Raw genomic sequence first — 25,331 nt, 5'->3', positions numbered from 1 at the left:
TTATGGTATGCTGCACGCCATCTATTACCCGATGACTTTATACGTTCTTTCCCAATAATATCTATATCGAATCCATGATCCTCGAATATTTGTCTAGGAAACTTACCCTTTTCGTTTTCAGTAATAAAAATTCTTTTAAATTCATCAGTATAAGTAATCCCTTTTTCACTAACAGATTTTACATAGAGATTTTTAGATAATATTCTAATTTCCTTTTCCGTAAACAATCTCTTACTCATATTCTTTCCCCATTTACTATTTTTTCTTAAGTATACACAAAAGTACCCTATAGGTAGACTTTTTTTAAAGTGTCTACTCTATAGGGTACATTTTATAATGGAAAGGCCTTTTTGTTATTCAACAGAGAAAATATAAGCGTATATTGGTTGATTCCCTTGATGAACTTCAACTTCAACATCTTCATACGTTTCTTCGATAAATGCCACAAGATCTTCTACTTCCTTATCAGTAACATCTTCTCCTTGTAGAATAGTCAAAATCTCATCATCTTCAGAAATTAACTCATTTAATAACAATTTTACTGTTTCATCTTTTTCTTGATGAGTAGCAACTATTTTACCGTCTGCAATTCCCATGAAATTGCCATTTTCAATATTAATTCCATCAATTTGTGTATCTCGAACCGCATAGGTAATCTGTCCAGTTTTCACTTCTGAACTTGCTGCTTCCATAGAATTTTTATTCGCATTTATGTTTTCATCCGGGTGAAATGCTAAAAGTGCGCTTATCCCTTGTGGAATTGTCTTTGTAGGCACAACAGCAACATTATCATCTGCTAAATCTGCCGCCTGCTCTGCAGCCATAATTATGTTTTTATTGTTAGGTAAAATTAACACATTCTTCGCATTGGCACGCCCCACAGCCTCCGCAATATCTTGCGTGCTTGGATTCATGGTCTGTCCACCTTCAATAACTACCGTCGCACCTAAACTTTCAAATAAGGCTTTTATGCCAGATCCCATTGCAACTGTCACAATAGCATATGGTACTTTTTCTTTAGGAGTAGCACGAGATGGCTTGTCATTATCACCAACAATTGCTGTATGCTGTTCGCGCATATTTTCTATTTTCATGTTAATCAGACTACCAAAACGTTGTCCAATGGACAGAACATTACCAGGATACTCAGCATGAACGTGCACTTTTACGATTTCATCATCCGATACAACTAAAAGTGAATCTCCATGTTCACTTAATTCATTACGGAAGGATTCTTCATCAAAAGGATTTTCTTGGATCTTATCCTCTTCAAATTTAACCATAAACTCCGTGCAGTAGCCAAACTCGATCTCTGAAGTGTCCATAAAATCTTGAGCGGATTTATGATGTTCAGCATTTACCATTTCTTCCATCTCAACAGTATCTGACGTTTCAGGTAGCTGTTCGCCTTTTAAAGCTGCTAGAAAACCTTCGTATACTGTTACAAGACCTTGTCCACCTGAATCAACCACCCCTACTTCCTTTAATACAGGAAGTAAGTCAGGGGTCCGTTTTAAGGATGCTTTTGCTTCATCCAAAACTTTTTCCATTAAAACGATAATATCTGTCTCTTGTTTAGCAATTTCAACTGCTTCCTTGGCAGCATCTTTTGCAACAGTTAAAATAGTTCCTTCAACCGGCTTCATTACTGCTTTATATGCTGTCTGTACACCACTATCAAATGCTGTAGCTAGATCATTTGCCGATAAAGTTGCTTTATTATTCATCCCTTTGGCAAAACCCCGGAATATCTGAGATAAAATAACTCCAGAATTACCTCTCGCTCCCATTAGTAAACCTTTTGAAAAGCTCTGCGCTACTTCAGAAATATTTTCACTTGAGATTTTCTTTACTTCATTTGCACCAGATGTCATAGATAAATTCATGTTTGTACCTGTATCTCCATCTGGAACCGGAAAAACATTTAACGCATCTATTTTTTGGGCATTATTTGTTAAATGATGTGCTCCAGAGAGCACCATTTGCGAAAAAGTAATGCCGTCTAACTTTTGAACCGTCACTATATACTTCCTCCTCTTAACTCAGGTAAGCAATGTTAATCTTTTGCTACACGAACTCCTTGTATGTAAATATTTACGGAATCAATCGATAATCCTAATGTTTTGCTTAATGTATATTTTACTTGAGATTGTACATTATGTGCTACTTCAGAAATCTTCGTTCCGTAACTTACAATAATATACATATCCACATGTAAATGATTATCTTCTTGTCGAACAATGACTCCACGAGAATAGTTTTCTTTTCTAAGTATCTCAGCAATTCCATCACGAATTTGACTTTTAGAAGCCATTCCTACGATTCCATAGCATTCAACTGCCGCTCCACCAGCAATTGTAGAGATCACTTCATTCGTAATTGTTACCTGACCATCATTTGTATTAAGTTCTATGGACATCATAATCCTCCTTTAATACTACTATCTTATTTTTATTCTACTACAAGCAAAACAATTATGAAAGAATCCTTACTTTTGGACAGTTTACCACTTGTAAACTAATTTTCCCCTTATTACAATGAACGATTCATCATAATCTGTCAAGATATTTTTCTTTATACATATATTGCATTTCCCCTCAAGTTATGATAAATTGTATAAGTATTAAATGACACTTGTTAGAGTAGGAGGGATTACCATGGCTAGAAAATGTGTTGTAACTGGACGTAAAACTCGCAGTGGAAATCAACGTTCTCACGCTATGAATTCCAACAAACGTAATTGGAAAGCTAATGTACAAAAAGTTCGTATTATGGTAGATGGAAAACCTAAACGTGTTTATGTTTCTGCCCGCGCCCTTAAATCAGGTAAAGTAGAGCGCGTATAATATACCTGAATAAATAGAGCTTACATTAGTTAAAAGCACCCATTCTGTGGGTGCTTTTTTCATTATAAGAACAAATTGCCATAGCGCTTAAATTTGAAGCAGCCCATTGGAACTAAGTTGCGCATTAGATATATTATGCGACGCAACTTTATTGCTTCAAATTATCCTGTCCTAATGGATGTATTCGTTAGAAAGCCGCTACGACAGAACGCTTCGCTTTCCGCGGGCACGGCCTCAGCCTCCTCACGGATAGACCACCGTTGCGGGGTCTTCGGACACGTGCTGTTCCCGCAGGAGTCTACGCATTCTGCCTCCGCTGATGAAGTTCTTTTATACCAAATATTTAATTAGAGAAAAGTGCTATTTAAAAACTGAATGAAATAACTAGCGTAGGAAATACATGAAGCCTCCAGCGGGAGGAAAGGCATCGGTGAGACCCCACAGTGCGTCAGCACGAGGAGGCTCACCAGCCGCCCGCGGAAAGCGGAATATATTTCCGTAGCGAGTAATATGCACCCAACATTAATTTTTAGTTACGTCGCATTATATATCTTCTACGACATAATCACCAAGGCAAATATATCCCCAATGGGAACTAATTTTGATAAAAACAGAAAAAAAGTGCTTCTGCCAATTAAAATTGACAAAAGCAAGCTGCGTTCTTATTTATCTTTCTTAAATACACCAATCACGACTCGAACAACACCACCGAGAAATCTTGGGAGCTTAATAGTATAAAATTTCATGAGTTCGCCCTCCTCCATTTACAAACAAAACTACATTGTGAATCGCTTATTTTAAATCACGACTCTTTATAAGTAATAGTATGCCTTCTTCATGCGAAAAAGTACCATAATTTAAAAGAAGCTTGTTTGAAATTGATCGAGTAGAGCCAAAATATATGGTTTCATCGGTTAATGGGTAATAAAAATTTTTCAACGTTAACCCTTTTACCTGCTGTGTTACCGGTATAAACGAGAGATTTGGGTAATGTTCATCGTTATCAATTCTATACGTTCCTGGCAAAAATAATTCGATGCAATTTTGTTGGTCTATGATTGCCGCGTCTATTTTCCTATTCTTAATAGCTAAAAGAAGCTGTATATTTGCTAAGGTATGGTCCATTCTACCACCAGTTACAGCAAAGAGAACAATTTTAGCTGGGTTTAATTCAATTGCCTTTTGTAAAGCTATTTCTACATCAGTCTCATCTTTTTCTTCAGGATATTCTGTAAACTGCTCAGCTCGTTGCTGAACAGATATCTTCTCCTGTTCCTCTAACGAATCAAAGTCACCTATTGCACAATCTAATTTCATGTGTTGATTTAAGATGGTCAGTGCACCACGATCAGCACCAATCCAATAGTCCACTTGATTCATATAGAGAGATAAATCAGGCACTATATTTGTGGGTCCATTTCCTACAATTCCAATTGTCATCATACGTGATATACCTACTACTTCGTTGTATCTAATATTTCTTGTATAGCTTGTTTTCTATCTTCTTTATTGTACACAGCACTCCCAGCTACAAGAACATCAGCTCCAGCATCTGTACACAATTTAGCTGTACTTGTATTTACACCACCGTCTACTTCTATTTCAAAATTTAATCCTAATTCCTTCCGCCATCGGTCCACTTTCTTCATTTTTTCTACAGAACTTGAAATAAAGGACTGCCCCCCAAAGCCAGGATTAACCGTCATGATTAAGACGAGATCAATATCAGGTAACACTTCTTTAATAAATTCAGCAGGTGTGGCAGGATTAATTGCTACGCCGGCTTTTACACCTGCATCCTTAATCAATTGAATAGTTCTGTGTAAATGAACACTCGCTTCCTGATGTACGGTTAAAATGGATGCCCCCGCTTCAGCAAACGATGGTATGTAGCTGTCCGGATCTTCAATCATTAAATGAACATCTAATGGTAAGTCTGTAATTGGTTTTATTGCCTCAACAATCAACGGGCCGATTGTTATATTGGGAACAAAGTGACCATCCATAACATCGACGTGAATATACTCGGCGCCGCCTTTTTCTACATCCTCAATCTCTTGTCCTAATTTAGCAAAATCTGCTGATAATATTGATGGTGCTATTTTTGTCATTGGATTAATACCTCGGCTTTCTGGATTGTATTTCTTCTGCAAAGCTCACGTAATGTTCGTATCGGTAAGAAGCAATTTCTCCAAGATCAACTGAATGTTTCACAGCACATTTAGGTTCCTTTAAGTGCATACATCCGCGAAATTTACACTGATCTGCTCGTTCTCTCATTTCTGGAAAACAATAGGATAGATCCTCTAATTCTATATCATCAAAGTCAAGTGCACTAAAACCAGGAGTATCAGCTACTAAGCCATCTGCAACCTCAACTAATTCAACGTGTCGAGTTGTATGCTTCCCCCTTCCTAAACTTTTCGAAATATCGGCTGTTTTTAACAATAGCATTGGATTAAGTGCGTTTAGCAGAGAGGATTTTCCTACACCTGATTGTCCAGCAATAACAGATACATGATTTGAAAAATATTTCTTTATTTTTTCAAGATCACTTGGTTGCTTTGCAGAAAATAATTCAACGGAATATCCGATTTGTTCATATTCATTTTTGTATTTTTCAATTTCTGTTAATGTACTTTCTTCGATCGCATCAATCTTCGTAATAAAAATAATTGGTTCTATTCCTTTCGCTTCAATCAGAACTAAAAATCGATCAAGCAAAGTCGTACTAAAATCTGGCATAGTGGCAGAACTCACAATTACAGCTTGATTGATATTGGATATAGGTGGACGAACCAATTCTGTAGTTCTTGGTTTAACCTCTGTTATATACCCTTCATCGTTTTCGTCAATATCAAATGTAACAAAATCTCCCACAAGGGGGGTGATTTTCTTTTTACGAAAAACTCCCCGCCCCTTACATTGATATACACCATCGCCTGTTTGTACATAGTAAAATCCACTTAAAGCTTTTATTATTCTGCCATCTGCCATTTATTCACCCTCTTCATAAGGTATTGTTTCATTAAGTATCTCTACTCCATCTCGTGTAACCCGGAAAGAAGCATTGGTACCTGGTTCAATTAATAAATCAATCGTATACCTTTTATCTTGTGTAATATAATCTTCTATTTCTGGTGTATCCATCGTGCGATTCATATCATCAATGTAAATTAAAACTTCTTGCTCTACTGGTTCATCCGCAGTGTCTGTTTCTTCTTCTCCAGGGTTGTCACTATTATCAACTTCTTCATTATACTCTACTGTAAACGTATGGGTATGTCGTCTCGGTGGGATTTCTTCTGGACCTTCGGATATATATACATCGATTTCGGTTCCTTTTTCAACAGAATTATTAGCACCAGGTTCATGTCGAATAACCTGGCCTTTCGGTACATCATCAGAATTCAACCGATGGATCTTTATTTCCAGCCCCTCTGACTCTAAATATTCCTTTACTTCATTCTCCGTTAGATTCCTTAAATTGCCTAATTCAACCAATTCAGGGCCAATACTAACCTCAAAAATTACAGTAGTCTCACTGGGTACAACCTCGTTGCCTGGAGCAGGTTGAACATGTGCAATGATTTCGCCTTCTGGTTTATCAGAATGCTCCTCATATTGTATGACTTCAGCAAATCCTTTTTGTATAAGTAGGCGTTCTACTTGGTTAAAATCCCTTCCAACATAGTCATCCATTTCTTCTTTTTCCTTACCTTGGCTTACAAAAACAGTAACTATAGAATCTTCTACTACTGAGCGTCCCACCTTTGGATCAGTTTTCACAACAAGCCCCTCGTCTATCTCTTCCGAGTAAATAGATTCTGTTTCTACTTGTAAATTCAGGTTACTTAATTCCTCTACAGCTTTTTCATACTCCATCTCAATAACATCTGGAATCGTAACTTCGTTTGGTTGCATAATTCCCGGAAAAATAAATAAAGCTGTCACTCCTGATGTTAATAGAATAAATAAAACAATGGATGTAATTAGCCACTTTTTTCTCCTATTTTTTTTCTTCTTCGTTTTCTCCTTTTTATCAGGTTTCTTCGTTTGGTCCGCTGCTATATTTTTCGTTTGACCGTTTGTTTGATGAATAATTGTATCTTGGTGTTCATGTTCATGTAACTGGTTATCTGTAATAACTGGGATTGCTTTCGTTTCTTCCCCTACTTCTGTCGGAGGCATATACCGCTCTTCGTTTAAATTATCAGGATCTAGTGCATTTTCTAGGCTTGTCTCCATATCATAAACGGTGTCGAAACGATGAAAAGGGTCCTTTGCTGTTGCGCGCAAGACAATATTTTCTACACTTTGTGGAACATCTTGATTAAAACGCCTCACCGAAGGAGTTTCACTTTGCAGATGTTTTAAAGCAATCGATACAGGTGATTGGCCAGAGAAAGGCAGACGACCAGTTAATAATTCAAAAAAAACTATTCCCAGTGAATAAATATCGGATTTTTTGGTTGCTAAGCCACCCCGAGCTTGTTCTGGTGATAAGTAATGAACAGACCCTAATACCGAATTGGTTTGTGTCAGGGATGTCGCACTAAGCGCCATAGCAATTCCGAAATCTGTCACTTTTATATGTCCATATGTATCAATCAATATATTTTGTGGTTTAATATCACGATGAACAATTCCATTTTCATGTGCATGGGCAATAGCTGAGGTAATTTGTTTTAAGATATCGATAGCTTCTTGTACATCAATCGGACCATATCGCTGTATATATTCCTTAAGTGTCATACCATCAATATATTCCATTGCCATAAACAAGATTTGATCTTCTTCTCCAACATCGTAAATATTAACAATATTTGGGTGTGATAGACTTGTTGCTGACTGTGCTTCTCGATCAAAACGAGCTATAAATTCTTCGTCATTTGCATATTCTAAACGTAGCACCTTAATCGCTACATCACGATCCAAAATGATGTCATTAGCTAAATAAACGTCGGCCATTCCTCCACCACCAATTGTTTCCTTAATTTGGTAGCGCTCATTTAATAGGTGACCTTTTAACATGAATCTTCACCTTCTTTCTCGGTAAGATCATGCTCAATAATGATTAAGGAAACATTATCCTCTCCACCTCGTTCATTAGCTAAATCGACTAACTGCTGACTAGTTGATTCTAGGCCGTCAAATAAACCCTTCATATATTCATGTATTTCACTATCGGAAACTTTATCCGTTAATCCATCGGTGCATAAAAGTAATTTGTCTCCAGTTTCCCAACTACGCGTCTCCACGTCAGATTCCACATTTGCTTCCGTACCCAATGCCTTTAATACGACGTTTTTTCTTGGATGCTGTTTTGCTTCTTCTTTTGTAATTTGGCCAGATTGTACGAGTGCGTTTACTAAAGAATGGTCCTCTGTAACTTGGTTAAAACCGTGTTGGTCCAAAAAATAACACCGACTATCTCCTATATGACCGATTGTAAAAAATTCTTTTGTGCATAATGCTATGACTACAGTAGTTCCCATTCCTTTACATTCTTCCTTATCAAGGGAATGGTCATAGATAGATTTATTTGTTTCCTCAATCACTTTTCCAACCCAATCTTCTGCTTGTTCAGGTGAAGTAAATCCGTCTACTTGTCCCCACTTATCTCTTATATATGATGTAGCCATATTACTGGCTACATCGCCTGCCTGATGGCCACCCATTCCGTCGGCGATTACCGCTAACAACTGACCATTTTCTTTATAAAAGATTCCACCTGAATCTTCATTATGACTTCGTACTTGACCACGATCCGTCATAAAATGTCCTATCATTCTTCCACCCCTTTAACAGCCAGAACTATTCTTTATAAACAAACTTCTCTATTCCTATTTTGTGTACCGTCTTCGGTCAACAACTCTTTTTTGTATCTTATCATAAATTGATTTTTTACGTCATTCTTATGAAACGTGTTAAAAAGAACCCATCCGTTTTAAAGGACTGAGGAAAGAGTTGTAGGCCAGAAGGAGTCACCCCAGTTGAATTTTTTATCGGCTCGGGCAATTCCCTAAAAAATGAATCATCTATTTGGTACTCGCTATGCTCGTTCAAAAAAGCTGTAACTACGTTTTCGTTTTCTGCTGGATCAACGGTACATGTGCTATAAATTAAGATACCATTTTCCTTTAACAGCGGAGCAATGCTATCTAAAATATCAAGCTGTATCTTCGCTAAATTAGTGATATCTGATTCCTTTTTATTGTATTTTATATCTGGCTTTCCTCGGATGACACCTAGACCGGAGCAAGGAGCATCTACTAAAATACGATCAAAGCTTTTTTCTTGATACATTTCCTGTAAATTTCTTGCATCTGCTTTTTTTGCATCAATAATCGTTAATTGTAGTTCTGCTGCTTTCTGATCAATTAATTTAATCTTTTTCGCATGAAGGTCATGTGCATCGATCCAACCTCTGTTTTCCATTTTTTCAGCAATATGCGTTACCTTGCCTCCTGGAGCACTACATGCATCTAACACATGCATACCCGGTTTCGGATGAAGCATTTCACCAACCAACATTGAGCTTTGATCCTGGATCGTAAGATAACCTTCTTCGAATAAATTAGATTTTAATATATTTCCTTTGTTGATAATAATCCCCTGGCTAGAAAAAATAGACGGTCTCACTTCATACCCTTGTTCTTCCAATTGTTTCATTGCTTCTTGGCGAGAAATCCTAAGTGGTTGAATACGAACGGAATGAGCTTTTTGGGTCAAGTTAGCCTCACACATTTCTTTTGTTGTTTCATAACCGTAATGGCTAACCCACCGATTTACAAGCCATTGAGGGTGACTAGTTGCAATGGCTAGACGCTCTGTCTTATCCTTAATGGCCGATAACTCAGGTACACCATTGCGCTGGACATTTCGTAAAACACCATTCACTAGTGAAGATACGCCCTTATGTCCTCGTCGCTTAGCGATTTCTACCGCCTCATGAATAATAGCGTGGTCAGGAACCTTATCTAAATATACCATTTGATAGAGCGACATACGTAATAACATATTAACCCAAGGTTCCAACTTTTTCTTCTGTTGAACAAAATGCTTTATGTAGTAATCTAATGTATATTTGCGATTAATAGTTCCATATACAATTTCAGTTAACAATCCTTCATCTTTTGGTGCAATTTGACGTTTTTTTATTTCATGATCGATCAACAAATGACTATAGCCACTATCTTGTTCAATACGAAGTAAAAGGTCAATGATGGTATTTCTCAATAAGAATTTTTCCATTTTAATCTCCCAATTTTGTTCCTATTTTAATTCGGTCACTAGATCCTTGCAAATACTGCTTAACAGTCATTCTTTTTTTACCTGCAGGTTGAATTTCCGTTACTTTAATCCCCTTATTGTTTCCACAAACAACTACAAACGCTTCATCATTTACCTTATCAATGATTTCTCCTGGTGTTCCTTCATACTCATTTGAATCCATTTCTCCCCACCAAATTTTCATTACTTTTCCATCATACGTTGTAAAAGCAACTGGCCATGGATGGAGGCCTCGAATTTGATTATAAATTGATACATGATCCTTCGACCAATCAATTTTCTCTTGTTCACGTTTGATATTCGAGGCAAAAGTAGCCTTTTGTTCATCCTGTGGAATCGGATTTAGCTCTCCTGCAAAAAGTTTTGGTAGTGTATCTTTTAATAGTTCCGCACCTAACTCAGATAATTTATCATGCATCGTACCAACATGATCAGTCGGTTCAATTGGGATACTTTTTTGTGTCAAAATATCACCGGCGTCCAATTTTTCGACCATATACATTATCGTTATCCCTGTTTCTTCTTTTCCTTGCATGACGGCATAGTGAATTGGGGCTCCTCCCCGTAATTCTGGTAGTAACGAAGCGTGAACATTAATACATCCAAATGGAGGACGTTCTAAAAGCTCATTCGGCAATAATTGGCCATAAGCAGCTGTTACGATCAAGTCAGGTTCATAATCTAATATCTCCTGGTATTCGTTCTTTAGCTTCTCTGGTTGGAAAACAGGAATATCTTGTTTCATTGCTTCTACTTTTACAGGTGGAGGAGTTAATATTTTCTTCCTACCTTTCGGTCGATCTGGTTGCGTTACGACTAATACAACTTCATATTCAGAGGAAGTGAGCATTTGTAAGACGGGTACTGAAAAGTCTGGTGTCCCCATAAAAACGATTCGTTTCATTGTATAACCTTCCTTCTACATTAAATGATAGGGCTGCATATCAACGGTAATTAATACGTCTTCTTTTCTAATTTCATCACGATATTGATCTAAAATTTTTCTAATATACGTCCTTAATTGTGGTTCATTTCTATATTTTATCATGCACTGGTACCTATATCTATCTTTCATGCGTGCGATTGGGGATGGTGTTGGTCCAAGTACTACTGTATTCCTCTCTACACAGGTTAATAATTGTTGAACGATCTGTTGTGTTACTTGGACAACCTTTACATGATTTTGATGAGATACCGTAATTAATGCCAAATAATAATAAGGTGGATAATGAAATGTTTTCCGCATCTTCATTTCCTGCTGAAAAAATTGATTATAGTCATACCTACTAGCAAGTTCTATACTATAATGATCTGGAGTATACGTTTGAACAATAACTTCTCCTGTTAATTTATGCCTTCCTGCCCTTCCACTTACTTGTGTTAATAATTGAAATGTTTTCTCACTCGATCGAAAATCTGGAATATGTAGCATTGAATCTGCTGTTAAAACTCCGACTAATGTTACATTCTCAAAATCGAGTCCTTTGGCAATCATCTGTGTCCCTAGTAAAATATCTGCTTGTTTATCCGAAAATTGCTTTAAGAGTTTCTCATGAGCACCTTTTCTTCTTGTTGTATCTACATCCATTCGTATAACGCGAGCCTCAGGGAGAACTTGTGTTAATGCTTCTTCTACTCTTTGGGTTCCTGTACCAAAATATCGTATTAAATCACTTGTGCATGATGGACATTCTGATGGCATTCTTTCTTCATACGAACAATAATGACATTTTAATTGATTACTCTTCTTATGATAAGTTAATGCAATATCACAATGAGGACATTCTGTAACATGACCACAATCTCTACACATGACGAACGTTGAATACCCACGTCTGTTCAATAGTAATACAATTTGTTCACCACGTTGTATTGCCTGTTCCATTTTTTCCTTCAGTTCTCTGGAAAACATGGTTCTATTCCCTGCGTGTAGCTCTTCTCGCATATCAACTATTGATACATCTGGCATTGGTTGATTATTGGTCCGCTTATTTAACGTAGCTAACTGATAAACTCCTTTTTGTGCTCTTGCATACGATTCCAATGTGGGAGTTGCACTCCCTAACACAACTGGACAATTATAATATTCCCCTCGTTTAATCGCAACGTCTCGTGCATGGTAACGGGGTTGATCCTCTTGTTTATACGTCGTCTCATGCTCTTCATCAATGATAATAATGCCTATGTTTTCAAATGGGGCAAAAATGGCAGACCTCGCTCCAACAACTACTTTAACTTCTTTTCGGTGTATTTTACGCCATTCGTCATACTTTTCTCCATTCGACAACGCACTATGAAGGACGGCAACGTTAGCTCCGAATCTACCTTTAAATCGTTTTACCATTTGAGGTGTTAGCGCTATTTCCGGTACTAAAACAATAGCTTCCTTCCCTTTGTGAATAACATCTTGAATCGCTTGTAAGTAAACTTCTGTCTTCCCACTTCCCGTTATTCCATGTAGTAAGACAACTTGGTGTTCATTATTTGCGATATATTGTTTTACTGGAGTAATTGCCTCTTTTTGTTGTTCTGTTAATTCTAAAGGTGTTGTTTTCTCAAAGGAATCATCGTCATATGGATTTCGAAATACTTCTTCTTTATAGGTTTCTAAAAGAAACTTATCAAGTAATGGTTTTATGGTCGAACGGGTCGTGTTAAGTGTTTGAAGTAATTTTTTCTGTTCGATTGGCTCTTGATGCTGGATAAAATATTTTAAGAGCTCCCTTTGCTTTTTAGCATTATTGGGAATTTCAATATAGGCTTCTTCTAAAAAGTGAACCTCTTTAGCCGGGCGAATCATCGTACGTTGTTTTTTCGTTATTTTGGACTTAACCAGATAATTCACACTAACATTTCCAGCTTGTATGTCTTTTTGCAGCTGTGAATACGGTATTTCTGAGTGCTCAAATTCCTCAAACGCAACGACATCTCGTCCTGCAAATAAATGCTCTAACCCCATTGATAATTCTGCATCTTTCGATTTAATAAGCTCTTTTTTATATTGCGATTTTAACACTTGGGGAAGCATCGCTTGATAAGCTGTAATATATAAAGTTAATGTATTTTCTGCTACCCATTTTCCTAAATCTAATAATTCACTCGTTAATACAGGTGTTATATCTAAGACATCAATGATTTCTTTTAGTTGATTAAAAGAGGACTCAGCTACCCTTCCTACAACAAAACCAGATATTTTCCGTGGGCCAAACGGAACAACGACACGCATTCCGACAGATAAAATATCCATGAATTTATCCGGTATTAGATAATCAAATGTTTGATTAATTTCTTTTGCTTGCACATCGACTATTACCTTTGCTATTTTCACTATGATTCATCCTTCATATCACTTGCTATATATGTCAACACCTTCTGAGCAACTTCATATTTAGTGGCCAACTGAATTTCTTTTTGCTTATGACTCTTATGAACATAGGTTGCAATGTTGGTATCTCCCCCAAAACCTGCGCCCTCTACAGCTACATTATTAATCACAACTGCATCTAGGTTTTTATTTTCTAGTTTTTTCATTCCATATTCTAATGGATTAGATGTTTCCGCTGCAAAGCCTACTAAAAATTGGTTTTCTTTTTGTAAACCTAATGATTTCAATATATCTTTAGTCCGTTCCATTTCTAAATATAGCGGTCCATCATTCTTTTTCATTTTTTCAGCGTAAGTAACCTTTGGGCGATAATCTGCAACTGCTGCAGATTTAATAACAATATCGTGCGTTTTAAATTGTTCATGCATGACATCATACATCTCGTCTGCTGAAGTAATATTAATCCGTTTTACTCGATCATTTGATAGTTCCAAGGAGACCGGACCTGTAACTAAAGTAACCTCAGCCCCCATATCTACAGCTGCTTCTGCAAGAGAAAATCCCATCTTCCCAGTCGAACGGTTCGTAAAAAAACGTACAGGGTCGATTTTTTCTTGGGTTGGACCTGCTGAGATTAAGACCTTTTTACCAGCTAACAGCTCAGATTTCGATTGATGTTTCAAAATAGCCTTTATGATACTTTCCGGCTCTTCTAATCTACCTTTCCCAATCCAACCACACGCCAAATATCCTGCACCAGGCTCTATAAAATGATAACCCCAAGAATCCAGTTGTTTCATATTTCGTATTACCGCTGGATGATCATACATGTTGACATTCATTGCTGGTGCAACGTATTTTGTTGCTTTTGTCGCTAATAAAGTAGTGGACACCATATCGTCTGCAATACCATTTGCCAATTTACCAATAATATTAGCAGTGGCTGGTGCAATCACAATGATATCAGCCCAATCAGCTATATCAATATGAGCTATTTTGGTTGCATCCTTTTCGTCAAACGTATCGGTATAAACAGGATTTCTTGATAAGGCTTGAAACGTTAATGGCGAAACAAACTCTGTAGCACTAGTCGTCATCATCACTTTTACGTTGGCACCTTGTTGTGTTAGTTTACTCGTTAAAGCACACGCTTTATAAGCAGCAATTCCTCCAGAAACAGCCAATAAAATATTTTTATTTTCTAGCAACGTTAAAACCCCTCTCACATTACACGATCTAAATTCTCTAATCTATTTATACCATAAAATCGAGAAGAATCTAATTATGTCGATTTAACCCAATTTAAACAGAAAGAAAAACCCCTCGCATCTAAAAGAGCAAGGGGTTTCTCACCTTTATTTATCTTCTTCCAATACCAATTCACCTGCTTGAATTTCTTCAAGCGCCATGCCAACAAACTTATCAGATTTTGGATTTTGTATTTTCACATTATCAAGTTCACGGAGTTGTCTTGCTCTTTTTGCAGACAAAGTCACTAAAGTGTACTTTGATTTAATGATTTCTTGCAGCTTGTCAATCGATGGTTCTAACATCATAGAATATCATCCTCCAAAATTTTCTTGTACTGCATTGCAATGCGTTCCCTTTTACAATGCTCGCTTTGAATAATAGATTGTATCTTGGTTACTGCATGATCTACATCGTCATTAACTACAACATAATCATAAGCATCCATTAACTCAATTTCTTTTCGTGCTTCCTTTAGACGATTTAAGATAAGCTCTTCTGACTCTGTGCCTCTGTTAACTATTCGATTTTTCAATTCATCTAGGCTCGGAGGAAATAGAAAGATAAATACACCTTCAGGAAAGTTTTCTTTAACTTGTAAGGCTCCTTGAACCTCGATCTCTAAAAATACGTCATACCCTTCATCTAATGTTTTCTCAACATACTCTCGAGGGGTGCCATAGTAATTATTAACAAATTGAGCGTATTCTAACAGTTTATTTTGCTTAATTAACGACTCAAATTCCTCTTTTGACTTATAAAAATAGTCCACGCCATCTTGTTCACCAGGGCGAATATCTCTTGTCGTCATTGAAATAGAATATTTCAGATCTGTTTTCCGGTCAAATAACTCTTTTCTAACGGTACCCTTCCCTACTCCAGATGGACCAGAAAGTATAAATAAAATACCTTTTTCTTCAATCAAAATGTTTCCTCCTAAAAATGAACAAAACTTCACTTTCTAATTTATTTATTCATCCGTCATTTCATCATGACTTAATACACGCTGACCAACTGTTTCAGGCTGAACAGCAGATAAGATTACATGATCACTGTCAGCAATAATAACAGCTCTGGTACGTCTTCCATATGTAGCATCTACTAGTTTATTATTATCTCTTGCTACAGTAATAATTCGTTTAATTGGAGCAGATTCTGGCGAAACAATGGATATCACCCGATTTGCTGAAACGACATTACCGAAGCCTATATTTATTAATTGTAATCCCAATTTTGCTCCCCCTTACACGATATCTCACTATCACGTATTCAACTTTTAAGCTGTAAATACCATTATAAAAAATAAACCGGATAAATTACAACTAATATTATTCAATATTTTGGATCTGTTCTTTTATTTTTTCAATTTCACTCTTTAATGAAACGGTCCATTCCCCTATCTGGCTATCCGACGATTTAGAGCCTACTGTGTTCGTTTCTCGATGCATTTCTTGTAATATAAAGTCCATTTTTCGACCAATTGCATCTTTCTCATTAGCTATTGACTCAAAATGGTCAATGTGACTCAAAAGACGTGTGATCTCTTCAGTAATATCTCCTTTTTCAGCCAATAATGCTATTTCTTGATGCATTCTTGAGGAATCAATCATTACCGAATCACCCACGTACTCATCAATTCTATTATTTATTCGCATACGGTATTCTTCGATGACGACAGCCCGTCTCTCCTTTAATAATAATACCATATTTCGTATGGAATTTACCCGTTCTTTTATATCTTTTATTAAAAAACTTCCCTCTTCAATTCTTCGTTGTAATACTTGCGCACATGCCATATCAATACTATTTAATATTGCCTCTTCTAGCTTACGATGATTTTGTTCCCTTTCCTGTACGCTTAGCAATTCAGGAATCGCATTAATCATTGATATAGGTATTTCTCCAGATAGGTTATAACGATCTTGTATCTCTTTCAATTGGCGGACATATTGATCCATTAAATTCCAATCTGTAACTAATCTCCTTTGGGCAAGATTCTCGCCTTCAATTTGAATATAAACCTCAATTTTTCCTCTACTAAAATAGGATTGAATGATCTTTTTGATTTGTTCCTCTAAAAATAACATGGATCGAGGTATTTTCGGATTAAAGTCAAGAAATCGATGGTTTATTGTCTTTACTTCCACTGTAATCAGTGTATCATCAATTTGAACTTGATCTGTTCCATATCCTGTCATACTCTTAACCATACGTATCTCACATCCATCTCACATATTATGTACTATTTTATAGTATAACAAAAAAGAAGAACCCTTTGGAATAGAAGGGTTCCTCACACATCTCAGTAGTCATATCAATTGATCTATTATGCGACGTAACTGAAATAAATAATATTGTTAATTCAGCTGGTGGTGGAACGCTTAATCCGTCAGTGGGAGAAAACAAGATCTACCTAACCACCATAGGATCCAAATAACGAAACGACAATCCATATCAATTACGAGGTGGATCCTCATTCCGCTAAATGGCCGAATAACTCTTCTGGAGCATGGTTTCGGTTCGTCATTCCTTTATTCACCATATTCCAGTACAAATTCCACTGATTTATGTCTAATAGAGGAATGAGGATCATCATACCCCTTATTTTTTGGGTTTTTTTTGTCATTTAACGGAACCACGATCCTCATTAAAGTTCAGGTGGATCCTCATTCCTTTAGTACCTTGGATGAAGCCATACCCACGGAAAGCGAAATGTATTTCCGTAGAGAGTTATATGCACCCAACACCATTTGAAGTTACTTCGGGTTAATACATGGTGCGAACTAACATTACACTAGCAATTTTCTTATAAATCCTTGATTATCTTTTTGTAAATCCAAATAATACAGTTGGTAGCGAGCCTAGTCCAAGAATCAGCATCCAATCACGAAGGCTTAATGCCGTAGTATGGAAGATTGGTTGTAATGGTTCCCAATAGATGACAACAAGTAATAGTAGAATGGATGATAATACGGCAAATACTAAATAAATATTTTCAAACGGATTCCGATCAAAGACAGAATTCTCACTTCGACAATCAAATACATGAATGAGTTGTGCCATTACTAGTGTTGTAAAGGCAACCGTTTGACCATAAACCAAGTTATCTGGATTATTCTGATAGGTGAGCATGAAGGCAATGAGCGTTACAATCCCAATCAAAAACCCTCTACTAACAATCTTCCATCCTAGCCCCCTTGCAAATACCCCTTCTTTAGGGTTACGAGGTTTTTTCTTCATCACGTCATTTTCTGGTTTATCCATCCCCAACGCCATTGCTGGCAAACCGTCTGTAACCAAATTCACCCATAATATTTGTACAGGTACTAGTGGTAATGGCATCGCCAATAACATAGCAAATAACATAACAAGGATTTCACCAACGTTGGATGCTAATAGGTAACGAATGAATTTGCGTATATTTTCATAGATGTTTCGTCCTTCCTTAATTGCAGCCTTTATCGTGGCAAAATTATCATCCATCAATACCAACGAGGAAGCTTCTTTTGTTACATCGGTACCAGTTATTCCCATACTGATTCCAATATCACTCGCTTTTATTGCAGGAGCATCATTTACTCCGTCTCCTGTCATTGCAACAACATGTCCTCTTTCCTGGAACGCTTTTACTATTTTTAATTTATGTTCTGGTGTTACTCGTGCAAATACATACACATCATCAATAATATCCTCTAATTCCTCAACAGACATCTGATTTAATTGATGCCCTTCCAAAACAAGTCCATTTTCTGGTAGTAAGTTTAACTTACTTGCAATTGCTCGCGCTGTTTTAACATGATCGCCCGTTATCATAACTGTCTTTATTCCAGCCTGTCTACATTCCTCAATTGCTTTTTTAACTTCTTTTCGAGGCGGATCAATCATTCCATATAGCCCAATAAACGTTAGATCTTTTTCTAAAAATGCTGTATCTAGTGAGTCTTCACTTGATAATGGTCGCATTCCAATTGCAATCGTCCGTAATGCTTTCTCTGCCATTTGATCAATGGCACCCTCAATTTTTTCTTCGTCCTTTGGTTTTAAAATTCTTCGTTGGTCATTATCAAGCAAATACGTTGACCTTGGCAGTAATACATCGGGAGCTCCCTTTGTAATTAAAAACCTTCTCTCATTCGCATCTTCCACAATGACACTCATCCGTTTACGATCTGAATCAAATGGAATTTCTTTAATGACTTTAAAGTCTTCCCCATTTGATACATTTAAGCCAATTTTTCTTGCAGCAATTATTAAAGCACCATCAGTCGGGTCACCATCAACGTAATATTTTCCTTTTTTCACCTGTAGAGATGCATTATTACAAAGCATTCCATATAATAACATCATCTCCAAATTGGAATGTTCACGATCAACGGGTCTTCCATTTAACTGATAATCACCGATGATATTATACCCATCCCCTGTGACATGGAGTGTTTGATCATTGAGGTAAACCTCTTTGACCGTCATTTGATTTTCAGTCATTGTTCCAGTTTTATCGGAACAAATAACAGAGGCACATCCCAAGGTTTCCACTGCTGAAAGCTTTCGTACAATTGCCTTTTTGCGGATCATTCGCTGAACCCCTAAAGACAATGCAACGGTAACAATTGCTGGTAAGCCTTCAGGAATTGCCGCAACAGCAAGAGACACACCAGCAAGAAACATTCGGTAAACTGGATGCCCTTGTAGCACTCCTAATGCCACAACTAACACTGTTAATAACAGAGCAACAGCAATTAATATCTTTCCAAGCTCCGCTAATTTTCGTTCTAAAGGTGTAGGTACCTTTTTCGTGTTAACCATTAAGGATGCTATTTGTCCCATCACTGTATTCATGCCTGTCCCTACTACAATCCCTACACCTGATCCACGAGTAACCAATGTTCCCATAAAGCCCATGTTCACTTGGTCTTGAGCATCAAGATTTTCCTTAGAAATTGCAGTAGCATGTTTCATAACGGGAAGTGATTCTCCCGTTAGTGCAGATTCTTCTGTTTCTAGGTTGTTCGCTTTTACAATACGAACATCGGCAGGTATTCGATCCCCACTGTTAATTTTCACAATATCTCCAACGACTACATCACGTGACGAAATCTTCTCCCACCTTTGATCACGAAGTACATGGGCCATTGGGGCCGATAACTCTTTCAGTTTATCTAATGATTTTTCAGCTTTTTGCTCCTGAAAATACCCAATAAATCCATTTACTAAGACAATGACCATAATTGCAATCGCATCGATGAACTCTCCTAGCATACCCGCTATCAACGTTGCTGCTAATAGAACCAAAACCATAAAGTCTTGAAATTGCTTAAGAAAGATGAGCCACTTAGATGTTTTCTTCTCTGCCTCAAGAGCATTATCTCCATATTGTTTCCTTCTTTGGTCTACTTGCTTAGAAGATAAACCTTTACTAGTTGTCACATATAACTTCTGCTCAATCTGTTCTACATCTAACTGATACCATTTTTTCACATCACATTCCTCCACATGTATTCCACTACACAAAACTTGTCCTTCTTTCTCTAAATGATATTTATGCAGTCATATCCAAAAAAATGCTATAATTGAGTGGAGGTGAAACACAATGCCATTTGATGGAGTTGTTACAAAAGCTGTAACAGAGGAACTACAGGAGAAATTACTCCCGGGAAAAATTAATAAAATTTATCAACCAACCGATACGGAGCTTGTATTTACAATTAGAAGTCAGGGAGAGAATCATTCATTGTTACTCTCCATCCACCCTACATATGCACGATTCCACGTTACAGAAGACGTGTATCAGAACCCAAAAGAAGCTCCAATGTTTTGTATGGTTTTACGCAAACATTTATCTGGAGCAACATTGGAATCAATTGAACAATATGGACTGGAGCGAATTGTTACATTCACTATAAGAACAAGAAATGAAATTGGAGATATTTCCTATAAAAAAATTATAATTGAATTAATGGGTAAGCATAGTAATCTCATGCTTATCGATGATAAAACCGGAAATATTATTGATAGTCTAAAGCATGTATCCATGGCACAAAACCGACATCGAACGGTGTTACCAGGATCGGAATATGTATTACCACCACAGCAAGATAAACTAAATCCGTTAGAAATTGATGCCGATACATTCATCCGAAAGCTCGATTTTAATTCTGGTAAAATCGACCGTCAAATTGTGAATTTATTAGTAGGTGTATCTCCATTTATAGCTCGAGAACTGGCCGATAAAGCAAAACTAGGCGCCGTAGACGTATATAAACAAGTTTTCCTTGATTTTCAGGACCAATTGATAAGTAAAAACTACAGCCCTGCTATTTATCAGGATAAGAAAGAAGACTTTCACGTTTTGCCAGTATCTTCTTTTATAGGGAAAGTACACGAATTTGGCACAACGAATGAAATGTTAGATCAATTTTATTCTGGAAAAGCAGAACGTGACAGAGTTAAACAACAAGCAAAAGATTTGTATCGATTTATAAAAAATGAAAAAGAGAAAAATGAACGAAAGCTAAAAAAACATCACAAAACATTACAAAAAGCAGAAAACGCCGAACTGTATCAAAAAAAAGGGGAACTGTTGACTGCACATATGCATTTAGTATCCCAAGGAGATACAACAATTTCTGTTGTAGATTATTATGATCCCGATCAAAAAGAAATGGAGATCGAATTAAATCCAAATAAAACACCAAGTGAAAATGCTCAAAGCTTTTTCAAAACTTATCAGAAATTAAAAACGTCTAAAAAAGTGGTTGAAAAAGAAATCATTAAAACACACGAAGAGATAACCTATCTTGATCAGTTATTACAACAAATCGACGTGGCTAGTGTTGATGATATTGAAGAAATTAGAGAAGAATTACGTGATGAAGGCTACTTAAAAAAGCAAAAGCAAAATAAGAAGAAAAATAAACCATCTAAGCCAAATCCAGAGCAATATATCGCAACAGATGGTACATTAATTCTAGTTGGTAAAAATAATAAGCAAAACGAATATGTAACAATGAAGGTCGCCCATCGTGATGAAGTATGGTTACATACAAAGGACATACCTGGGTCACATGTTGTGATTCGAGAGACAAATCCTAGTGAAGAAACCATTTTCGAAGCAGCACAATTAGCTGCCTACTATAGTAAATCCGGCAGTTCATCATCCGTGCCTGTGGATTATACTAAAATTAGACATGTTAAAAAGCCGAACGGTGCCAAACCTGGCTTTGTAACCTACGAAAACCAAAAAACGGTATTTGTAACACCAGATCAAGAAATTGTTGATAGGTTAAGAAAGTAAATGTAGTCGATAGTAAGTTTGATGAATGAGTAAGACATAGCTTTTACTATCGAGTTTTTGTGAGGTAAGTACCTCAGAAACGCAAACTAATTTTCAATAGAAGATCACATAAAAAGGCAATTGGAATTTATTCCAATTGCCTTTTGTACTGCACAAACAACAGTGTATAAACCCTCTCTTTTCAAATCCAGTGTCCCCTTATCTAAGTTTAACTAATTCTTATCAGCTATTCGTATCATTTTCTCAGTATAAAATTTTACGAATAACAAATATTTAATATAGAGTTTATCTTAAAGAAGGAGATGTCATATGAAGTTGAAAGTAAAAAGTTTATATCTGTTGCTTTCTATATCATTGGTCTTTTCCACTTTATTCTCCAATCCTTTTACAGTAGATGCAGAATTTAAACAAGTACCTACTGCAGGAGTATATGTAAATGGAAAGATAGTAGATGGAATCAATCCTATTCAATATAATGGGGAGTATTATGTGCCAATTATCTACATATCAAAGATATTGGGATATAACCACATTATTTTTGAAGAAGACACCAAAACGTATCAATTAACTGACGGTTCTACCATGATAAGAGTTACAATGGGTGGTACAAAAGCGAAACGTGGAGATGGATATATCAATATCAAGCCTCCTCTATGGACAGAGGTTGAAAAGACTGGATATTTACCATTATCAAGTGCAAGTGTTCTATTTAATGCAGATATTACCTTTCAAAAATCAGACGGTTCAATCCGCATAACAACACCAGCTAACTATCACCTTGTACAAAAAGGTGACACGTTATGGAGAATAGCGAAGGCATATCATACAAACGTAGAATTATTAAGAGCAGTAAATGATATGACTTCGAATACAATCTATATTGGACAAAAATTAAGATTACCACCGAAAGACCAAGCACAAGAACGCGAACCAGAAAAGGAACATCAGGAGCCAAAAATAACCAAGCCACCTAGTGGTGCAAATTGGGCGGATAATCTTATAACGGAAGCGAAAAAGTATATTGGTGCAAAATATAAATTTGGTGCAACACTATCCGAGGCACCCGAATTATTTGATTGTTCTTCTTATACACAATTGGTGTTTTTAAATAACGGGGTTGAGATACCAAGAGTATCAAGAGACCAAGCATCTATTGGGTCAACCGTATCTAACCTTCAAAAGGGAGATTTAATGTTTTTTACAACGCCTGAAATGTATTCCGATGGAAGGGTTGGACATGTAGGAATTTACATGGGAAATGGCAATATGATCCACGCTTCAACTTCTAAGGGAGTTACGATTACCGAAAATGTTTTACAAAACCCTTATTGGTCAAAGAATTATTTATTTAGTAAGCGAGTTATTCAATAAGTAAATATTTTCCGAGGTGAAATAAAAGGCATGGAGAAATCTCCATGCCTCTTTAGAATCAATATTACATGAACGTGCAGTTGGTCATATGGTCCCACCAACTACTATTACAAATTATATTTATCTTATCTCTTTAGTAAATGAACACAAATCATGAAGGTATTGAAATCCAACTTTCCTATATAAATTGATCGCATTGACATTCGCAGCGTTGACACAAAGTGTGATAGATTCCATACCCTCAAATGTAAATAACCACTTCAAGGCACCCTTCAGTAGTTGTCCTCCAACTCCATTACCTCTCTCAGCGTCCTCCACAGCAAAAAACTCAATACTTGCTTCACCAAACTCTGGTTCAGCCTCAACATAAATATATCCGGCAAAAACACCTTTATTGATTATTATAAAAACTTTTCTATGTTCATTCAAACGTTTCATAATTTGTTGACCATTATAATAAGCACTCGGAAATACGCTATCGTGAAGTTGCTTCATATCTGTGTAATACTCTGGCGATAATTCTTCAACAGTACAATGATTCAATTTATCATTCGTATTACGTTCATAAAGCAATACCGTTTCATCACTATACTTTTGAAATGAAAGATCCTTTGCGAGTTGAAACACTCGAGTATTTTTCATATTTGGAAACATCTCTAATGTATCTACCCCACTTGGAAGTAAATCAGTCATCCTTCTCCACATATCATATACAATACCCCACTTATTCGGAGTAATAAATGGCCCCCATATTTCAGCACTATTATCTTCTAGATCTGCATCAAATCCCAATATACCGATCAATTCACTACCTTCATAAGCTACAACAAAGCTTTCCGTATAATTAACATCAGAAATTTCATTCATCATATATTTTGCTATTTCATCCTTATCTTTCCCGCAATAACCAATATGTGATTCTTCATTATTATTAAGTTGTGCTATAAAATCCGATGCTTTGCCAACTTCCTCTTCATCAATTACTTTTATTTGTAACATTTCCGTTTTCCCCATCCCAACATTATAGTAGCTTTATTTTTTAAACAGCGCCTTGTTCAGTTAACGTATACGTTATATACATCAGAAGAATTACTTTCTCTTCAAATCATTTGAAATCCAACTCGCTGCATCAACCAAATCATTTGCTATGAAATCTGGTTCAACATCTTTCCAACTATCACGATGGGTGTAAGAGATCCTCCCCCCAACCTGTTTTAACTAGTACCTTCTTGGTTCCAGCTAAGTTAGCAGCTAACTTAGCTGAATTTCCCGCATCACCCACAACATAGCAATCATACAGATTTAAATTATATTTTTCTTTTGCTTCTATCAACATACCAATATTTGTTTTTTGACATTCACAACCATCTTCAGGCTTGTGTGGACAATAGAATTTGTCATCTAAAAGGCTGATTGTTTTGCTAAGGCTTCATTCATTATTTCAAAACCCCTTTAGTAACTCATATATCCCCTTAACAATTAACTAGCTTGTTAGCTTATAATGTTAATAACTTAATTTTAACATAATAATCCAACTATTTTTAAAATAAAAAACATCCTAATGATGTCCTTTTGTTCAACTTTGTCCCCTAATGAAACCTCATATAAATTTTAATAAGCACATTAAAGCACTTTCTTAAAACTTCCGTTGCTTATCCTTCTTATGGTCTCTATATTCTATGATGACGAATTATTTTAAATTCAACTTTCACTTTAGTATCCGACCAATTAGTTTATCTTAAAGTTGTATTTCATATAACTAATGTATAGAAAAACCATATTCCTACTTTTTTATAACTACAAAAAAGCTAAGTCACAATGATGTGACTTAGCTTTAGAATTGCCTGGCGGCGTCCTACTCTCGCAGGGGCAAAGCCCCAACTACCATCGGCGCTGAGAAGCTTAACTTCTGTGTTCGGCATGGGAACAGGTGTGACCTTCTCGCCATCGC

General features: G+C 36.4%; 23 protein-coding genes and 1 rRNA gene. 3 read left to right on the top strand and 21 right to left on the bottom strand.

The features are described from left to right. The 3 genes from BMX40_RS19035 to BMX40_RS19025 all read right to left on the bottom strand — a co-directional run. A partial coding sequence (locus BMX40_RS19035) for an HTH domain-containing protein (RefSeq protein WP_342028700.1) occupies nt 1-239 on the bottom strand: 239 nt, incomplete at its 3' end. Between the two features lie 114 nt (nt 240-353). Next, complete coding sequence (locus tag BMX40_RS19030) at nt 354-2,021, bottom strand: DAK2 domain-containing protein (RefSeq protein ID WP_090872929.1); 1,668 nt, start codon at nt 2,019-2,021, stop codon at nt 354-356. Between the two features lie 35 nt (nt 2,022-2,056). Continuing rightward, nucleotides 2,057-2,419, bottom strand: coding sequence for an Asp23/Gls24 family envelope stress response protein (locus BMX40_RS19025; protein WP_090872926.1), 363 nt, complete (start codon nt 2,417-2,419; stop codon nt 2,057-2,059). Nucleotides 2,420-2,657: 238 nt separating this feature from the next. On the opposite strand from BMX40_RS19025, the gene rpmB reads away from it, so the two are divergent. Beyond that, nucleotides 2,658-2,846 carry a 50S ribosomal protein L28 gene (gene rpmB, locus BMX40_RS19020; protein WP_072886868.1) on the top strand — a complete coding sequence of 63 codons (189 nt, stop codon included), beginning with the start codon at nt 2,658-2,660 and terminating at the stop codon, nt 2,844-2,846. A gap of 662 nt (nt 2,847-3,508) precedes the next feature. On the opposite strand, the gene spoVM is transcribed toward rpmB, so the two are convergent. The 15 genes from spoVM to BMX40_RS18945 all read right to left on the bottom strand — a co-directional run bounded on the left by spoVM (nt 3,509) and on the right by BMX40_RS18945 (nt 20,193). After that, entirely contained in the window at nt 3,509-3,592 is an 84-nt protein-coding gene (gene spoVM / locus BMX40_RS19015; RefSeq protein WP_090872924.1) for a stage V sporulation protein SpoVM, read from the bottom strand. Nucleotides 3,593-3,638: 46 nt separating this feature from the next. Beyond that, nucleotides 3,639-4,289 (bottom strand): thiamine diphosphokinase, encoded by a 651-nt coding sequence (locus tag BMX40_RS19010; RefSeq protein WP_090872922.1) that lies wholly within the window; start codon nt 4,287-4,289, stop codon nt 3,639-3,641. Nucleotides 4,290-4,303: 14 nt separating this feature from the next. Next, nucleotides 4,304-4,957 carry a ribulose-phosphate 3-epimerase gene (gene rpe, locus BMX40_RS19005; protein ID WP_090872920.1) on the bottom strand — a complete coding sequence of 218 codons (654 nt, stop codon included), beginning with the start codon at nt 4,955-4,957 and terminating at the stop codon, nt 4,304-4,306. Between the two features lie 4 nt (nt 4,958-4,961). Beyond that, on the bottom strand, nt 4,962-5,843 hold the full coding sequence (gene rsgA, locus BMX40_RS19000; RefSeq protein ID WP_090872918.1) for a ribosome small subunit-dependent GTPase A: 882 nt from the start codon (nt 5,841-5,843) through the stop codon (nt 4,962-4,964). Beyond that, on the bottom strand, nt 5,844-7,880 hold the full coding sequence (gene pknB, locus BMX40_RS18995) for a Stk1 family PASTA domain-containing Ser/Thr kinase (RefSeq protein WP_090872916.1): 2,037 nt from the start codon (nt 7,878-7,880) through the stop codon (nt 5,844-5,846). Next, nucleotides 7,874-8,638 (bottom strand): Stp1/IreP family PP2C-type Ser/Thr phosphatase, encoded by a 765-nt coding sequence (locus tag BMX40_RS18990; protein ID WP_090872914.1) that lies wholly within the window; start codon nt 8,636-8,638, stop codon nt 7,874-7,876. The genes pknB and BMX40_RS18990 overlap by 7 nt, the downstream gene beginning before the upstream one ends. A gap of 115 nt (nt 8,639-8,753) precedes the next feature. Further along, nucleotides 8,754-10,103 (bottom strand): 16S rRNA (cytosine(967)-C(5))-methyltransferase RsmB, encoded by a 1,350-nt coding sequence (rsmB, locus tag BMX40_RS18985; protein WP_090872912.1) that lies wholly within the window; start codon nt 10,101-10,103, stop codon nt 8,754-8,756. Nucleotide 10,104: 1 nt separating this feature from the next. Further along, on the bottom strand, nt 10,105-11,046 hold the full coding sequence (fmt, locus tag BMX40_RS18980; protein ID WP_090872910.1) for a methionyl-tRNA formyltransferase: 942 nt from the start codon (nt 11,044-11,046) through the stop codon (nt 10,105-10,107). 15 nt (nt 11,047-11,061) lie between these two features. Then, the gene (priA, locus tag BMX40_RS18975; protein ID WP_090872908.1) at nt 11,062-13,470 is read right to left on the bottom strand and encodes a primosomal protein N'; all 2,409 of its coding nucleotides are present in this window, start codon (nt 13,468-13,470) and stop codon (nt 11,062-11,064) included. Next, the gene (coaBC, locus tag BMX40_RS18970) at nt 13,470-14,675 is read right to left on the bottom strand and encodes a bifunctional phosphopantothenoylcysteine decarboxylase/phosphopantothenate--cysteine ligase CoaBC (protein WP_090872906.1); all 1,206 of its coding nucleotides are present in this window, start codon (nt 14,673-14,675) and stop codon (nt 13,470-13,472) included. The genes priA and coaBC overlap by 1 nt, the downstream gene beginning before the upstream one ends. 147 nt (nt 14,676-14,822) lie before the next feature. After that, entirely contained in the window at nt 14,823-15,023 is a 201-nt protein-coding gene (gene rpoZ / locus BMX40_RS18965) for a DNA-directed RNA polymerase subunit omega (RefSeq protein ID WP_090872904.1), read from the bottom strand. Continuing rightward, the gene (gene gmk, locus BMX40_RS18960) at nt 15,020-15,640 is read right to left on the bottom strand and encodes a guanylate kinase (protein WP_090872902.1); all 621 of its coding nucleotides are present in this window, start codon (nt 15,638-15,640) and stop codon (nt 15,020-15,022) included. Before gmk ends, rpoZ begins: the two co-directional genes overlap by 4 nt. Nucleotides 15,641-15,685: 45 nt before the next feature. Further along, the gene (gene remA, locus BMX40_RS18955) at nt 15,686-15,946 is read right to left on the bottom strand and encodes an extracellular matrix/biofilm regulator RemA (RefSeq protein ID WP_090872900.1); all 261 of its coding nucleotides are present in this window, start codon (nt 15,944-15,946) and stop codon (nt 15,686-15,688) included. Between the two features lie 97 nt (nt 15,947-16,043). After that, the gene (locus BMX40_RS18950; protein ID WP_090872898.1) at nt 16,044-16,925 is read right to left on the bottom strand and encodes a YicC/YloC family endoribonuclease; all 882 of its coding nucleotides are present in this window, start codon (nt 16,923-16,925) and stop codon (nt 16,044-16,046) included. Between the two features lie 610 nt (nt 16,926-17,535). Then, complete coding sequence (locus tag BMX40_RS18945; protein ID WP_090872896.1) at nt 17,536-20,193, bottom strand: calcium-translocating P-type ATPase, SERCA-type; 2,658 nt, start codon at nt 20,191-20,193, stop codon at nt 17,536-17,538. A 112-nt stretch (nt 20,194-20,305) separates the two neighbouring features. Here BMX40_RS18945 and BMX40_RS18940 point away from each other — a divergent pair, with 112 nt between their 5' ends. Continuing rightward, complete coding sequence (locus BMX40_RS18940; RefSeq protein ID WP_090872894.1) at nt 20,306-22,009, top strand: Rqc2 family fibronectin-binding protein; 1,704 nt, start codon at nt 20,306-20,308, stop codon at nt 22,007-22,009. A 309-nt stretch (nt 22,010-22,318) separates the two neighbouring features. Further along, nucleotides 22,319-23,380: an NlpC/P60 family protein gene (locus BMX40_RS18935; RefSeq protein ID WP_090872892.1), complete on the top strand. Its 1,062-nt coding sequence runs from the start codon at nt 22,319-22,321 to the stop codon at nt 23,378-23,380. 120 nt (nt 23,381-23,500) lie between these two features. Here the strand turns inward: BMX40_RS18935 and BMX40_RS18930 are convergent, their stop codons facing one another. The 3 genes from BMX40_RS18930 to rrf all read right to left on the bottom strand — a co-directional run. Then, entirely contained in the window at nt 23,501-24,379 is an 879-nt protein-coding gene (locus BMX40_RS18930) for a GNAT family N-acetyltransferase (RefSeq protein ID WP_090872890.1), read from the bottom strand. Between the two features lie 178 nt (nt 24,380-24,557). Continuing rightward, nucleotides 24,558-24,794, bottom strand: coding sequence for an HAD hydrolase-like protein (locus BMX40_RS18925; RefSeq protein ID WP_280139694.1), 237 nt, complete (start codon nt 24,792-24,794; stop codon nt 24,558-24,560). A gap of 428 nt (nt 24,795-25,222) precedes the next feature. Then, nucleotides 25,223-25,331, bottom strand: a 5S ribosomal RNA gene (rrf, locus tag BMX40_RS18920); the annotation flags it as partial.

Origin of the sequence: Oceanobacillus limi (assembly GCF_900111445.1) — a bacterium.
GTDB classification, from domain to species: Bacteria; Bacillota; Bacilli; order Bacillales; family Amphibacillaceae; genus Ornithinibacillus; species Ornithinibacillus limi.
Note: the sequence above shows the minus strand (reverse complement) of the source record. Positions and strands in the feature narration are given on the sequence as shown.

What these genes read in the sequence shown, in the direction of transcription:
- BMX40_RS19010 (WP_090872922.1), bottom strand. Translation starts at nt 4,289, where the DNA reads ATGATGACAATTGGAATTGTAGGAAATGGACCCACAAATATAGTGCCT.
- rpmB (WP_072886868.1), top strand. Translation starts at nt 2,658, where the DNA reads ATGGCTAGAAAATGTGTTGTAACTGGACGTAAAACTCGCAGTGGAAAT.
- BMX40_RS18940 (WP_090872894.1), top strand. Translation starts at nt 20,306, where the DNA reads ATGCCATTTGATGGAGTTGTTACAAAAGCTGTAACAGAGGAACTACAG.
- BMX40_RS18930 (WP_090872890.1), bottom strand. Translation starts at nt 24,379, where the DNA reads ATGTTACAAATAAAAGTAATTGATGAAGAGGAAGTTGGCAAAGCATCG.
- rsgA (WP_090872918.1), bottom strand. Translation starts at nt 5,843, where the DNA reads ATGGCAGATGGCAGAATAATAAAAGCTTTAAGTGGATTTTACTATGTA.
- BMX40_RS18950 (WP_090872898.1), bottom strand. Translation starts at nt 16,925, where the DNA reads ATGGTTAAGAGTATGACAGGATATGGAACAGATCAAGTTCAAATTGAT.
- rpoZ (WP_090872904.1), bottom strand. Translation starts at nt 15,023, where the DNA reads ATGATGTTAGAACCATCGATTGACAAGCTGCAAGAAATCATTAAATCA.
- pknB (WP_090872916.1), bottom strand. Translation starts at nt 7,880, where the DNA reads ATGTTAAAAGGTCACCTATTAAATGAGCGCTACCAAATTAAGGAAACA.
- BMX40_RS18990 (WP_090872914.1), bottom strand. Translation starts at nt 8,638, where the DNA reads ATGATAGGACATTTTATGACGGATCGTGGTCAAGTACGAAGTCATAAT.
- BMX40_RS19025 (WP_090872926.1), bottom strand. Translation starts at nt 2,419, where the DNA reads ATGTCCATAGAACTTAATACAAATGATGGTCAGGTAACAATTACGAAT.
- fmt (WP_090872910.1), bottom strand. Translation starts at nt 11,046, where the DNA reads ATGAAACGAATCGTTTTTATGGGGACACCAGACTTTTCAGTACCCGTC.
- rsmB (WP_090872912.1), bottom strand. Translation starts at nt 10,103, where the DNA reads ATGGAAAAATTCTTATTGAGAAATACCATCATTGACCTTTTACTTCGT.
- rpe (WP_090872920.1), bottom strand. Translation starts at nt 4,957, where the DNA reads ATGACAAAAATAGCACCATCAATATTATCAGCAGATTTTGCTAAATTA.
- spoVM (WP_090872924.1), bottom strand. Translation starts at nt 3,592, where the DNA reads ATGAAATTTTATACTATTAAGCTCCCAAGATTTCTCGGTGGTGTTGTT.
- BMX40_RS18935 (WP_090872892.1), top strand. Translation starts at nt 22,319, where the DNA reads ATGAAGTTGAAAGTAAAAAGTTTATATCTGTTGCTTTCTATATCATTG.